8 protein-coding genes are annotated in these 14,642 nt (G+C 63.7%); all 8 read left to right on the top strand.

Going from position 1 to position 14,642, the window contains the following annotated elements; all coding sequences use genetic code 11:
• Nucleotides 1-335 precede the first annotated feature (335 nt).
• The 8 genes from GE027_RS11440 to GE027_RS11475 all read left to right on the top strand — a co-directional run bounded on the left by GE027_RS11440 (nucleotide 336) and on the right by GE027_RS11475 (nucleotide 14,525).
• A complete protein-coding gene (locus GE027_RS11440; RefSeq protein ID WP_202617393.1) occupies nucleotides 336-1,865 on the top strand; it encodes a sodium:solute symporter in 1,530 nt (509 codons plus the stop codon).
• A gap of 49 nt (nucleotides 1,866-1,914) precedes the next feature.
• Nucleotides 1,915-2,850 (top strand): dihydrodipicolinate synthase family protein, encoded by a 936-nt coding sequence (locus GE027_RS11445; RefSeq protein WP_153557330.1) that lies wholly within the window; start codon nucleotides 1,915-1,917, stop codon nucleotides 2,848-2,850.
• A 262-nt stretch (nucleotides 2,851-3,112) separates the two neighbouring features.
• Nucleotides 3,113-4,435, top strand: coding sequence for a sulfatase (locus GE027_RS11450; protein WP_162006689.1), 1,323 nt, complete (start codon nucleotides 3,113-3,115; stop codon nucleotides 4,433-4,435).
• A gap of 515 nt (nucleotides 4,436-4,950) precedes the next feature.
• On the top strand, nucleotides 4,951-6,414 hold the full coding sequence (locus GE027_RS11455) for a sulfatase-like hydrolase/transferase (RefSeq protein WP_153557332.1): 1,464 nt from the start codon (nucleotides 4,951-4,953) through the stop codon (nucleotides 6,412-6,414).
• Nucleotides 6,415-6,755: 341 nt separating this feature from the next.
• The gene (locus GE027_RS11460; protein ID WP_153557333.1) at nucleotides 6,756-8,132 is read left to right on the top strand and encodes a sulfatase-like hydrolase/transferase; all 1,377 of its coding nucleotides are present in this window, start codon (nucleotides 6,756-6,758) and stop codon (nucleotides 8,130-8,132) included.
• A gap of 320 nt (nucleotides 8,133-8,452) precedes the next feature.
• Nucleotides 8,453-9,979, top strand: coding sequence for an arylsulfatase (locus GE027_RS11465; RefSeq protein ID WP_237607466.1), 1,527 nt, complete (start codon nucleotides 8,453-8,455; stop codon nucleotides 9,977-9,979).
• A gap of 132 nt (nucleotides 9,980-10,111) precedes the next feature.
• A complete protein-coding gene (locus GE027_RS11470; protein ID WP_162006690.1) occupies nucleotides 10,112-12,448 on the top strand; it encodes a PSD1 and planctomycete cytochrome C domain-containing protein in 2,337 nt (778 codons plus the stop codon).
• Nucleotides 12,449-13,046: 598 nt separating this feature from the next.
• The gene (locus GE027_RS11475; protein WP_153557336.1) at nucleotides 13,047-14,525 is read left to right on the top strand and encodes a DUF1501 domain-containing protein; all 1,479 of its coding nucleotides are present in this window, start codon (nucleotides 13,047-13,049) and stop codon (nucleotides 14,523-14,525) included.
• Nucleotides 14,526-14,642 lie beyond the last annotated feature (117 nt).

Genomic DNA, 14,642 nt, shown 5'->3' on the forward strand with positions numbered 1-14,642 from the left:
CGAGCCGCGGGTCCTACCACCGAACCGAACCATTTCCGCCAGGTTTTCGGCTGCGGCTCTTCATCCATCCATTTCATCCGACGGGGCTTTCGGACAGAGCCTAGTGGTTGGCTGAGGGTTGCGAGGAGAAATCTCGCGTCCTGGAATGCTGACCCGACCAACAACCAACAACCAACAACCAACAACCAACAACCAACAACCAACAACCAACAACCAACAACCAACAACCAACAACCAACAACCAACAACCAACAACCACACCCCCCTCCCAAATTGGGCGAGTTCCGTTACGCTTCGAGAGCCCCCCTCGCCCCTCCCGCCCTGAGCTGCCCGCCGTGCTACAGCTTGCCGACCTAATCGTCCTGACGGTTTACATGGGGGCCGTCGTGGCCTTTGGATGTTGGTTTGTTCGCCGCAACCAGTCCTCCGCCGCCTTCATGGTCGCGCAAGGTGCTCTGCCGGCCTGGGCCGTGGGGCTATCGATCTTCGGCACGTTCCTCAGCAGCAACACCTTCCTGGGCGTTCCCGGCAGAGCCTACGCCGGCAATTACAACGCCTTCGTGTTCAGCCTATCGCTGCCGGTCGCCGCGTACTTGGCCACGCGGTTCTTCGTGCCCTTTTACCGCAACACCGGCAGCGTTTCGGCTTACCAGCACCTCGAACAACGCTTCGGCGTCTGGGCCCGGATGTATGCCGTGGTCTGCTACCTGCTGACCCAGATCGCGCGGATGGGCACGATCATGGTCGGGGTCAGCCTGGTCCTGCACGCGCTGACCGGCTGGGACCCCAAAACCATTATCCTGGTCGCCGGGATCCTGATCACCGTCTACACGTTACTGGGCGGGATGGAAGCGGTGATCTGGACCGACGTCGTGCAGTCGATCGTGTTGATGGTCGGAGCGGTAGCCCTGCTGGTTATGCTGCTGTGGGACATGTCCGGCGGCCCCGCCCAGACGATCGAAATGGCCGCTGCGGAGAACAAGTTCAGCCTCGGCAGCTGGCAGCCCGACCTGACCAGCAAGACCGTGTGGGTGGTCTTTCTGTTCGGGGTCTTCATCAACTTGGGCAACTTTGGAATCGACCAGAGTTTCGTCCAGCGATACCACACCGCTGACAGCGACGCTGCGGCGGGTCGAGCGGTGTGGCTGGGGGCGATCCTTTACGTGCCGATCTCGCTGCTGTTTTTCTTCATCGGCACCGCTGCGTATACCTACTACCAGACCCATCCGGAACTGTTGGAACAGGTCCGTTCGGCCGCGGTTGCTACCGGCGAACTGGACGCGTCGGCCACGATCCAACATCCGAAACTGGCCGACAAGATCCTCCCGCACTTCATCGCCACCAAACTGCCCTTTGGAATGGCGGGCCTGTTGATCGCCGCCATCGCCGCGGCGGCGATGAGCAGCATTGATACGTCGCTGAACTCGTCGGCGACCATCCTGCTGGAAGACATCTACAAACGTTGGCGGGGCGGCGCGGCGGGGGTCGGCGAATCGGAGTCGATGTGGGTGCTCCGCGTGGCCACCGTCGCTGTGGGGATCATCGGCACCGTGATCGCGGTGCAGATGGTTGGCGTCCACAGCATCCTGGATGCCTGGTGGCAACTGCAGGGCGTCTTCGCCGGCGGCATCCTGGGCCTGTTTCTGCTGGGCATGCTGTCCCGCAGCGCGTCCGGCGGTGTAGCCGCGGTGGCGGTCGCCGCAGGCATCCTGGTGATTGGTTGGATCAGCATGCCGGCCGACAGCCAGTGGTTCCCGGACCAGTACCGCAGTGCCCTGGAACCGACCCTGGCGATCGTCGCCGGCACGACGACCATCTTTGGCGTGGGCCTGCTGCTCTCGGCCGCCAAACGGCAATTTTCTTAAACCAACCACCCTCCCTTCCGCTGCTACCACGAGACCGATTTTTCTAGCCATGTCCAGCACTGCTGCCTCCGCCGTCAAACCTCGCTTTCAAGGCATCATTCCTCCGATGGTGACCCCGCTTTCGGGTCCCGATTCCATCGATTTGGACGGCACCGACCGATTGGTCGAACGTTTGATCGACGGCGGCGTGGCGGGTTTGTTCATCCTGGGAACCACCGGCGAAGCGCCCAGCCTGAGCTACCGCCTGCGGGGCGAGTTCATCCGCCATGTGTGCCGCGTGGTGGACAAGCGCATCCCGGTCTTGGTGGGCATTACCGACACCTCGATCGTCGAATCGATCTCGGTGGCCCGCACGGCCGCAGGCGCCGGCGCGGACGCAGTCGTCCTATCGATGCCCTATTACTTTCCCGCCGGCCAAACCGAACTGGTCCGCTACATTCGCCAGATCGTGCCGCAGCTGCCGCTGCCGGTCATGCTGTACAACATGCCCAGCCTGACCAAGGTCCAGTTCGACATCGACTCCCTGGCCCAGCTGTGCGACCTGCCGGCGATCGTCGGCGTCAAGGACAGCGGCGGCGACCTCGCCTACTTCGAACGGCTGACGGGACTCAAACAGCAGCGGCCCGATTGGTCCGTCCTGATCGGCCCGGAACATCTGATGTCCGCCTCGCTGGGACTGGGCGGCGACGGCGGCGTCAACGGCGGCGCGAACATCTATCCGAAATTGTTCGTCCGCTGCTACCAGGTAACCCGCCAGGGCGACCAGGACGCCGAAATGGCCCTGCAGCGGCAGATCGAAAAGCTGCAGGAGATCTACCTGGTCGGCAAGTACGCCTCGCGGCACATCAAGGGCACCAAGAGCGCGTTGTCCATCCTGGGCGTCTGCGACGACAAACTGGCCGAACCCTTCAACCACTTCGCCGCTCCCGAACGAGAACGCGTCGCCCAAGTTTTGGAACAATTGAACACAGACCTGGTCCTTTGAGTTACCCTGGTTCACTCGTGTCCCGTTTTCGGCCCGCGAACAGGTGAACCTCCAAATGACCATCACCAGTGGCATAGGCTTCCAGCCTGTGAACAGTAGCATAGGCTTCCAGCCTGTGAACAGTGGCTCCGGCTCCCCACCCCACCTCCTCCTCCTCGCGCCAGCGATCCTACTCGCGGCGCTGGCATTTTCCTTCACCCCGGCCGGCCGTGCCGCGGCCGCGGAGCTCGCCTCAGAGCCGCCCGTTCCCGAGCGGCCCAACGTGCTGCTGATCCTTTCGGACGACTTGAACACTTCGCTCGGCTGCTACGGGCATCCTCGGTGCCGAACGCCCCATCTGGATCGCTTGGCCGCCCGCGGCGTCCGCTTTGAACGCATGTATTGCCAGTTCCCGATCTGCGGCGCGTCGCGTTCGTCGCTGATGACGGGACTGTATCCCTATTCCACCGGCGACCTCAGCAACACCACAACGTTCCGCCAGCGGCACCCGCAACTGGTCACCCTGTCTCAGTTGTTCATGCAGAACGATTACCACGCCGCGCGGGTCAGCAAGATCTACCACATGGGCATTCCGCGCGACATCCTGGCGGGCACTGCCGGGGCGGACGACCCGGCATCCTGGCAGGCGGCCTACAACATCCAAGGCGACGAACAGAACACGGCCGGCCGCAGCGTGGACCATTCGCCGGGCTGGAACAGCAGCCAGACATTCCTGCGTGTCGAAGCGGCGGAGGACGATTTGGCGATGGCCGATGGCAAAGCGGCCACCAAGGCGATCGAACTGCTGAAACAACATCGCGACCGCCCCTTCTTTTTGGCTGTGGGCTTTGTACGTCCGCACGTGCCATTGGTTGCGCCGAAAGCCTACTTCGATTCCTACCCCGACGATGCGATGGTCCCGGCCGACGTGCTCGCCGACGACCTGGACGACGTCGGCCGTCCGACTCGCAATTACAAGACGACCGGCAAACTGAAAATCCGCTCGCAGGACATCCCGGCCATCCACGCCGCCTACTACAGCGCGGTCAGCCACATGGACGCCCAGGTCGGCCGCCTGCTGGACGCCCTGGCGCAGCTCGATCTGCAGGACAACACGATCGTCGTCTTCAGCAGCGACCACGGCTACCACCTGGGCGAACATCACAAATGGCAGAAGCAACACCTGTTCGAACAAACCACGCGCGTGCCCTTTATTCTCAGCGTCCCCTGGCTGCCCAAGACACACGGCCGAGCCGCCGAGCGGATCTGCGAACTGGTCGACCTGTATCCGACGCTGGCCGATCTGTGCCGCCTGCCGCCGCCCGGCCACCTGCAGGGCCAGAGCCTGCGGCCCCTGCTCGAGGACGTCGACACGCCCCAGTGGACCAAACGCACGGCGCTGACCGTTTCGACTCGCGGTGGCGTCAGCTTGCGGACGCCTGATTGGCGGTACACCCAGTGGAACGACGGCGAGGACGAGGAGCTGTACGACCTACGAAACGATCCCGACGAATTCCACAACGTCGCCGACCAACCAAAGTACCAAGCGGTCCGCAAGCGGTTAGCCGAACAATTGCAAGCGAAGAAACAAGCCGCCGGCGCGTAGCCAAACCTGAAACCTGAAACCTGAAATCTCCTGACTCCGGCGGAATCTATGTATGAGAAGAATCGTTTTCTCCCCTCTCCCCCGAAGCCTGGCGAGCCTAAGCGAGTCAGGCTTCGGGGGAGAGGGGTCGGGGGTGAGGGGGACCAGCAGAGCAGCACCACCAGTACGGTATTTCGCTGCAGTGCGGGAAGCGGAAAGGCGTATGCAAACAGTCATTGCGTTGCACCCGAGCCCCCTCACCCCCGGCCCCTCTCCCACCACTGCTTCACTCGCTGACGCTCGCGGCGCCGCGGGGGAGAGGGGAGAAAACATTGCCTTCTACCGCTCCGAGCCCTACATAGAATCCGCCGGAGTCAGCAAACCTCAAACCTCAAACCTCAAACCTCAAACCTCAAATCTCAAATCTCAAATCACTCACCACTCACCACTCACCTCTCACCTCTCACCTCTCACCTCTCACCACTCACCACTCACCACTCACCACTCACCACTCACCACTCACAAGGCCCCTCCTCATGAAACCGTTGTCCGTCGCCGTTTGTTTGATCGGCCTATTAACCCTCGCTCCGGCCGCGGCTCGCGCGGACCAGCCACCGCGTCCCAACATCATCCTCTGCATGGCGGACGATCTGGGCTGGGGCGATACCGGATACAACGGACACCCGGTGGTCCAAACCCCGCACCTCGACTCCATGGCGGCCACGGGCCTGCGCTTCGATCGCTTCTACGCTGCCGCGCCGGTTTGCACACCGACCCGAGCCAGCGTGTTGACGGGTCGGCATCCGAACCGCAGCACGGCGTTCTCCTGGGGATGGGCGATGCGGCCTCAGGAGGTAACGCTGGCCCAGCGGCTGCGCGACGCGGGCTACGCGACCGGGCACTTTGGCAAGTGGCACCTGGGTTCGGTGATCGAGGGCAGCCCCGTCAATCCCGGCGCCGCCGGTTTCCAGCACTGGCTGTCGGCCTACAACTTCTTCGACAACGACCCGCTGCTCAGCCGCGAAGGCCGGGCCGAGCAACTGAAAGGGGAAAGCTCCATCGTGACGATGGACGCCGCGATCGATTTCATCCGCGCCCAGCACGCTGCGGACAAACCCTTCCTGGCCGTCGTCTGGTTCGGATCGCCCCACGTGCCGCATCGCGCGGCTGACCAGGACAAGCGGCTGTACGAGGGCGAGAAGCACGCCGACTGGCTTGGCGAAATCACCGGTATCGACCGCGCGATGGGCAAGCTGCAGGACGTCCTGAAGGAAGCACAACTGACCGACAACACCCTGTTGTGGTTCACCTCCGACAACGGCGGGCTGTACCGAGAAAGCAGCGGCGGACGCATGCGCAAGGGCTCGATCTACGAAGGCGGTCTGCGAGTGCCCGCGATCCTCCAGTGGCCCGACCGTCTTGCCGCGGCCCGCACGACCGACTTCCCGGCCAACACCTCGGACATCTATCCGACGCTGATGGACCTGTTGGATATCTCGCTGACGGATCAACCGCCGCTGGACGGAATCAGCCTGCGGCCGGTGATCGACGGCGGCGATGAACCGAGCTCGCGGACGATGGGGTTTTGGACCTATCCGGTGCGAGGCAAATCCACGCCCAGCGACGCTTGGATGCAGGACCTGCTGGCCGCGCAGAAGGCCGGCAAGCCCTACCTGAACGCGGACCGCGTGATGGCCGATGCCGGAGAGATCGTCGAGCAGTACGATCCGCAGAACCTGAAGGGACACGCCGCCTGGAACGATTGGCCTTGGAAACTGCACCGCATCGAGGGCCCGGTCAAACCGCAGCCGCAGAAGCAGCAGAAAGAGCAGGGCAAGAAGGCGGTCGAGTGGGAGCTGTACAATCTGGAGAGCGACCCGATGGAGACGACCGACGTGGCCGAGGAGCACCCGGAGCGCGTCCGAGCGATGCGGCGAGCACTGGAGGCCTGGCAGACGTCCGTCGTGCACAGCATGAACGGCCAAGACTACGACCGCTGACTTCAGATTTCAAATTTGCTGACTCCGGCGAAATCCATGTACGAAAAAAACGTTTTCTCCCCTCTCCCCCGCTGCGCCGCGAGCGCCAGCGAGTGAAGCAGGGGTGGGAGAGGGGCCGGGGGTGAGGGGGCTCGGGTGCAAATGGTTGACTCGTTGCGTCGGATCCTCCTAACGCGTACCGCATCGAGGCGAGGCACTGACGTGTCGTACGCTGCAATTCCCGCTCACCCGCAAACCTTTCATCGCTGACCTCAAAACTCAAAACTCGCCACTCGCCACTCGCCACTCGCCACTCGCCACTCGCCACTCGCCACTCGCCACTCGCCACTCGCACCCCGCCCATGAATCACCTCACTCCTAGCATCCGCAGCACGATTCGTCGTTGCCTGTTCTTCACCGCAATCGCGCTGGCCAGCCTTTCCAGCAGCGTACGGGCCGCGGACCGTCGCCCCAACGTCTTGCTGATCATGGCCGACGACATGGGCTTCGAGTGCCTGGGGGCCAACGGCGGGGAAACCTACCAAACCCCGCGGCTGGATCGCTTGGCTGCCAACGGCGCGCGCTATCGCCACTGCCATTCCCAACCCATCTGCACGCCGTCGCGGGTGCAGATCATGACGGGCCGCTACAACAGCGTGAACTACTTGCGGTTCGGCGTCCTGGATCCGGCCGCCCACACCTTCGGCCACCTGTTCCGCGACGCCGGTTACCAGACGGTGATCGCCGGCAAGTGGCAACTGGAAGGCGGACTCGACGGGCCCCGGCATTTTGGCTTCGATCGCTACTGTCTGTGGCAACTGACCCGCATCGTGGGCCGCTATCCCAATCCCGGCCTCGAGATCGATGGCCGCGTCGTGGATTACCGCGAGGGCCAGTACGGCCCGGACGTGGTCACGGATTACCTGTGCGATTACTTCGCCCAGCACCGGGACGAACCATTCTTCGCGTACTACCCGATGATCCTGCCGCATTTCCCTTTCCAGCCCACGCCCGACAGCGAAGCCTGGGATCCGTCGGACGGCGTCTATCCGAAGAAGCGGTGGCGGGATGAATGGTTCGTCGACATGGTGGCCTACACCGACAAGATGGTCGGCAAATTGGTCGATTCCCTGGAGGAACTGGGCCTGCGGGAAAACACCCTGATCATCTTCACCGGCGACAACGGCACCTATCGCGGCATCCCTTCGATCCTCGATGGCAAACCCTACGTGGGCGGCAAGGGCAGCACTCGAGACAACGGCACCCACGTGCCGTTGATCGTCAACTGGCCCGGCCGCGTCGCGCCGGGGCAGGAGAGCGACCGCTTGGTGGATTTCACCGACATGCTGCCCACGATCGCCGAAGTCGCCGGGCTGGAAGTGCCCGCCGAGTGGCAGTGCCAGGGCGTGTCCTTTGCCGGCGACTTTCTGGGAAGCCCCGCCCAGCCGCGGCATTCGATCTACTGCTGGTACCACCGCGACGGCCTCCGCGACCAGGCGTCCCAACACGTCCGCACCGCACGATTTAAACTGTATGGCGACGGCCGCTTCTTCGACACCGGGAAAGACCCGGCCGAAGAGCAGCCGCTGGACCCCGACCGGTTGGACGCTTCGACGAGGCAGCTCCACGGGCGTCTGTCGGCCGAACTGCAAACCCACATGCGCCAGGCCGCAGCGGCCGACCCGATCCTGCAAGCTCGCCGCCGCGAGTTCGTCCGCACCGTAACGCGACAACCCTAACCAGTGGCATAGGCTTCCAGCCTGTGAACAGTGGCATAGGCTTCCAGCCTGTAAACAGTGGCATAGGCTTCCAGCCTGTGAACAGTGGCATAGGCTTCCAGCCTGTGAACAGTCGCATAGGCTTCCAGCCTGTGAACAGTGGCACAGGCTTCCAGCCTGTGAACAGTGGCATAGGCTTCCAGCCTGTGAACAGTGGCATAGGCTTCCAGCCTGTGAATACCAGCACCAACCCAATGGCATAGGCTTCCAGCCTGTGATTCCCCATCACAGGCTGGAAGCCTATGCCACACTCACTCGAACCCCTGCCGAAACCGATGCCCATGATTTGTCTCCGCCGTTTCCTTCCCTGCCACGTACCCGCGCTGGTCGCGGCTTTGGCCTTACTGGCCTCATCCTCCGCTCTGGCCGCGGACCGGCCCAACATCGTCTTCATCCTGGCCGACGACCTGGGCTACGGCGAAGTGGGTTGCTATGGCCAGGAGAAAATCAAAACGCCCCACCTGGATCGGCTGGCCGAACAGGGCATGCGATTCCTTCAGCACTACACCGGCGCCCCGGTGTGCGCCCCGGCCCGCTGCAGTCTGATGACCGGCCAACACCTGGGCCACGCCGAAATCCGCGGCAACCGGGATTCGGGTAACGGGCGAGTCTTTCCCGGCCAGTTGCCGATCAGCGACGAGATCGTGACGATCGCCGAAGCGCTCAAGCCGGCGGGCTACGCGACCGGAGCCTTCGGCAAATGGGGACTCGGTCCCTCCAACACCACCGGTTCGCCCATCAAGCAGGGCTTCGATCGCTTCTTCGGTTACAACGGCCAACGCAACGCGCACAGCTATTACCCGTTCTTCCTCGATTCGGACGAACGCGAACAGCGGATCAATGCCGGCCTGATCTACGGCCATCAACGCAAACCCAGCGGACCGGTCGACGCGGACGATTATCGGTTACAAAACTATGCACCGGATTTGATCCTGGACGAGGCCCTGAAGTTCATCGACAAGAATAAAGATCAACCCTTCTTCCTGTACCTGCCCTTTGTCGAACCGCACGTAGCGATGCAGCCGCCGCAGGAGTGGATCGACCGGTATCCCGAAGCCTGGGATGCCGAAAAGGGGGTGTACCGCGGCCAAAACGGCTACCTGCCGCACCCGCGTCCGCGAGCGGCGTACGCGGCGATGATCTCGGACCTGGACGAACACGTCGGCACGGTGCTAGAGCGTTTGGAGTCCCACGGCTTGGCCGACAACACGCTGGTCGTCTTCACTTCCGACAACGGCACCACGCACGGCAGTCGCGACCCGCAGTTCCACGTCGGCGGCGTGGACGCGGAGTTCTTCGCATCGACCGCGGGCCTCCGCGGTTACAAGGGCAGCGTCTACGAAGGCGGGATTCGCGTGCCCTGTATCGTTCGCTGGCCCGGCCGCGTCCCGGCCGGCAGCACGACCGACACGCCGTCCTACTTCCCCGATTGGTTTCCCACCCTGTGCGGCGTGGCCGACGCGCCGCTGCCCCAGGACCAACAACTCGACGGCGTCGACCTGCGCGCGGTCCTGACCGGGGAGACTCTGCCCGAGCGAACCGAACCGATGATCTGGGACTTCCATAACTACGGCGGCCAGGTCGCCGTCCGCGAAGGACGCTGGAAAGCCGTGCGCCGGAACCTGCTGAAGAAACCTTCGGCCTGGGAACTGTACGACCTGCGGACGGATCCCGAGGAACAGCATGATGTGGCGGACCAACACGCCGACCGAGTCGCACAGATGGAAGCGGCCTATTTGCAGAACCGCAGCGTCGAACCGGATTTCCCCGTCCCGTTCTACGATAAACAGACACCGGAGTCGAAGTAGATGAAGGCTCGTTCCGCGATTTCCCGCTCCCGACGACGACCCGGCCACCGAAGTCTTCCCGGCCACCGAAGTCTTCTCGGCTCGACCGTCTTCGGACATGTGCTCCGGCAGACGGTCGCGATCGTCGGCCTCGTGTCGCTGGCGATCGCGGAACCGCCTGCCGTCGACTTCGCCGCGCAAGTCAAACCGATCTTGGCCGGCAAATGCTGGAACTGCCACGGCCCCGACCCGGCGACCCGCGAAGCCGATCTGCGGCTGGACCGGCGCGACGCCGCCGCCTACGTGCTGGAAGGCGACTCTGCGGCCGACAGCGAACTGGTGGCCCGGATCATGGCCACCGACCCGAGTGTGCAAATGCCTCCGGCCGACAGCAAGAAACCGCTCAGCACTCGAGAGCGGGAATTGCTCGTGCGCTGGATCGCCGCAGGTGCACCGTACGACCGACACTGGGCGTTCCAGCCGCCCGAGCGATCCGTCGTTCCACAACCTCGCTCCGCCGACTCCCTGCGCGGCCCCATCGATCACTTCGTCGCGGCGCGGCTGGAATCCGCGGGGCTGCAACTGGCTCCGGCGGCACAGCGAACAACCCTGCTGCGGCGTTTGAGCCTGGATCTGACGGGGCTGCCGCCGGACCTCGACTCTCTCGAAGCCTTCCTGGACGACACCTCGCCGGACGCTTATGAAAAGCAAGTCGATCGCTTGCTCAGCTCGCCGCAGTACGGTGAACACATGGCCGTCTCCTGGCTGGACGCCGCGCGGTACGCCGACACCGACGGCTACCAAAACGATCGCTACCGCTACATGCACGTCTGGCGAGACTGGGTCGTGCAAGCGCTGAACCAGAACCTGCCTTACGACCGGTTCCTGATCGAACAACTGGCCGGCGACCTGTTGCCCGATGCCACACTGTCCCAGCAGATCGCCACCGGATTTTGTCGCAACCACCGCATCAACTCCGAAGACGGTTCGATCCCCCAGGAATGGCATGTCGAAAACGTCGCCGACCGCGTCGACACGCTGGGAACGGCCGTCCTGGGACTGACGATTGCCTGCGCCCGCTGTCACGATCACAAGTACGATCCGGTCACGATCAAGGAATACTATCGCCTGTATGCCTTCTTCAACAATGTTCCCGAATGGGGCGTCGGTCCCAACAACGGCAACAGCCCGCCCTTCGTCTCGGTACCGCCGAATTGGCAGGACCTGCCCCCGGAGCAGAACGTGGCGCAAGAACCCGAACCGGTCCAGCTGCGTCGGGCCAGGGAACAACAGGGCAACGGCCTGAAACGTCCGCAAGCCGGCGGCCCGAACACGGTCATGGTGATGCACGAATTGCCCGAACCTCGTCCGACCTACCTGCTGCAGCGAGGCCAATTCGACCAGCCCGACACCGGCAGCGTGCTGACCGCCGACGTGCCGGCGCTGCTGGGACTGCCGCTGGCGCCGAACTCGTCTCCTGACACAACGTCCGCCACCGACGCAACCTCCGCCACCGACGTCCCGAACCCCGCTCCGGCCAACCGGCTGGACCTGGCTCGTTGGTTGGTCGACCCGCGGCACCCGCTGACCGCTCGCGTCGCGGTCAATCGTTACTGGCAACACTTCTTCGGTCGGGGCCTGGTGGCGACGACCGAAAACTTCGGCATTCAAGGCGAACTGCCCAGCCACCCAGAACTGCTGGACTGGTTGGCCGTGGAATTCGTCCACAGCGGCTGGGACGTGAAAGCGATCCACAAGCGGATCGTGATGAGTGCCACGTATCGGCAGAGTTCCCGAGTGACGCAGCGGGACGGGCAACCCGACGTGCGGCTGCGGAAGGATCCCGAGAACCGTCTGTTGTCGCGCGGTCCGCGATTCCGCCACCATCCCTTCGTGCTCCGCGATTCAGCCCTGGCAGCCAGCGGATTGTTGGTCCGAGACGTCGGCGGTGTGCCGGCCAAGCCCTACATGCCGCCGAAGATCTGGAGCTCGATCTCCAACAATACCTACAAACAGGATCAAGGCGGTCAACTGTACCGGCGCAGCGTCTACACGTTCTGGCGGCGCACGATTCCGCCGCCGACCATGGTCACGTTCAACGCCGCGCCGCGGGAGGTCTGTGTGGTTCGCACCGACCAAACCAATACGCCCCTGCAGGCTTTGGCCTTGATGAACAACCGGACGTTCGTCGAAGCCTCGCGAGCTCTGGCCGCTCGCATGTTGCACGCCGCCGCCGCCCCCGAGCAAGCCATCCGCTTCGGATTTCGCAGCACATTGTCGCGCGATCCGGAACCGGAAGAATTAATTTTGCTGGTCGACGCCCATCGGCGGTTCCTGAACGATTTTCAAAAGACGCCCGAAGGCGCCGAGCAACTGCTGGGCGTCGGTGCCAAGCCGCGCGACACCGCGTTCGACGCCGTGCCGCACGCCGCGATGACGATGACCGCGTCGTTGTTGTTTAACCTAGATGAAGCCGTAACCAAGGAGTAACCCCAGCCAACACCCCATCAGCCGCCGGGCGCTAGCCCACGGTTCCCCCCAACACAACTTTCCCAACAACTTTCTCCCCCTCTCCCCCGCAGCCTGGCGAGCCCCAGCGAGTCAGGCTGCGGGGGAGAGGGGGCCGGGGGGTGAGGGGGAACAGCAACCCTGAGCCGTCAGGCCGAAAGCCCCGGTTCCCACAAACGACAACTCTCCCAACACCACTTTCTCCCCCTCTCCCCCGCAGCCTGGCGAGCCCAAGCGAGTCAGGATTCGGGGGAGAGGGGGTCGGGGGGTGAGGGGGAACAGCAACCCTGAGCCGTTTGGGCGATAGCCCCGGTTCCCCCAAACGACAACTCCCCCACCACCACTTTCTCCCCCTCTCCTCCGCAGCCTGGCGAGCCCCAGCGAGTCAGGCTGCGGGGGAGAGGGGGCCGGGGGGTGAGGGGGAACAGCAGCCCTGAGCCGTCAGGCCGATAGCCCCGGTTCCACAAACGAAGCCCCAAAACCCAAACACGAGCACGAACCAACTCGCAACTCGCAACCCCACGCTCGACCCACCAAAGTCTGGCGACTTCAGCTACCCAATCCACAACCCGCAACCAACATGTCTCCTCTCACCCAGCACTACGCGGCGCTGTCCCGGCGTCATTTCTTCCGCCGTGGCGGGATCGCGGCCGCCGCCCTGTCGTCGCTGCTGGGCGGGCCGGCACGCGGCCACGAGAACGAGCCCTCTGCCGATCTATCGCGTTCCGCCCTCAGTGGTGGCGAGGGGGCGAAGGAGTACCTGCACGTGCCGCCGCGGGCCTCGCGGGTAATCTACCTGTTTCAGTCCGGCGGCCCGTCCCAGCTGGATCTGCTGGACCCGAAACCGAACCTTGCCCAGCGAGCCGGCGAGGAGGTGCCCGAGTCGATTTATCCCAGCGAACGCAAGACGACGATGAGCAGTGCGCAGGCGTCGTTCCCGACCGCGCCCAGCATGTTCCGCTTTCCCCGCTGCGGCCAGTCCGGGCTGCCGATCAGCGAACTGTTGCCGGAAACGGGCCGCTTGGCGGATCGCCTGTGCGTCATCAATTCGATGCATACCACAGCCATCAACCACGACCCGGCGATCACGATGTTGTTGACCGGTTCCCAGATTCCAGGTCGGCCCAGTGCCGGCTCGTGGATCCATTACGCCCTGGGGGCGGAAACGGAGCAGTTGCCCGCCTTTGTCGCGCTCAGCTCTCGCGGCAGCGGCCGCGCGGGCCAACCGTTGTACGACCGGCTGTGGGGCAGCGGATTTTTGCCGTCGGTATACCAGGGCGTCAAGTTTCGCAACCAGGGCGCCCCGGTGCTAGACATCTACGATCCGCCCGGTGTGCCGCCCGCCGCGCGACAGACGATGCTCCGCACGCTGGCCCAATTGAACGAGCGAAAGTACGAGCAGTGGGGCGACGAGGAAATCAACACCCGCATCGCGCAGTACGAACTGGCCGGGCGGATGCAGGCTTCGGTCCCGGAGCTGCTGGATTTCACCCAGGAAACCGCGGCCACGCTGCAAGCCTATGGCCCGGACGTCCAGCGTCAGGGCAGCTACGCCTACAACTGCTTGCTGGCCCGGCGGCTGGCCGAACGCGGCGTCCGCTTCATCCAGCTGTTCCACCAGGGCTGGGATCAACACAATGCGCTGCCCAAACAGATTCGCCAGCAAGCCAAAGACACCGACGGCCCAACCGCCGCCTTGCTCCGCGACCTGCAGTCGCGCGGCATGCTGGACGACACGCTGGTGGTCTGGGGCGGCGAATTCGGGCGAACGGTGTACTGTCAGGGTAAACTAACGCCTGAGAACTACGGCCGCGATCACCACGGACATTGTTTCTCGGTCTGGATGGCCGGCGGCGGCGTTCGCGGCGGCATGCGTTACGGCCGGACCGACGAATACAGCGTCAACGTGGTCGAAGACGGCATGGAACCGCACGACTTGAACGCCACCATCCTGCACATCCTGGGCATCGATCACCAGCGACTGACCTATCCCTTCCAAGGCCGCGACTTCCGCCTGACCGACGTCCACGGCCGCATCATCCACGACATCCTCAGCTAGAAGCGAATTACCAGCCCCGTAGCTGAAGTCGCCAGACTTTGGTTGATAGTTGATGGTTGATGGTTGTCAGGTCTCAGGTCTTCTGACTCTTAGCAATTCTATGTACGAAAAGAAAAG

The sequence above is a fragment of the Roseimaritima sediminicola genome, from assembly GCF_009618275.1.
GTDB classification, from domain to species: Bacteria; Planctomycetota; Planctomycetia; order Pirellulales; family Pirellulaceae; genus Roseimaritima; species Roseimaritima sediminicola.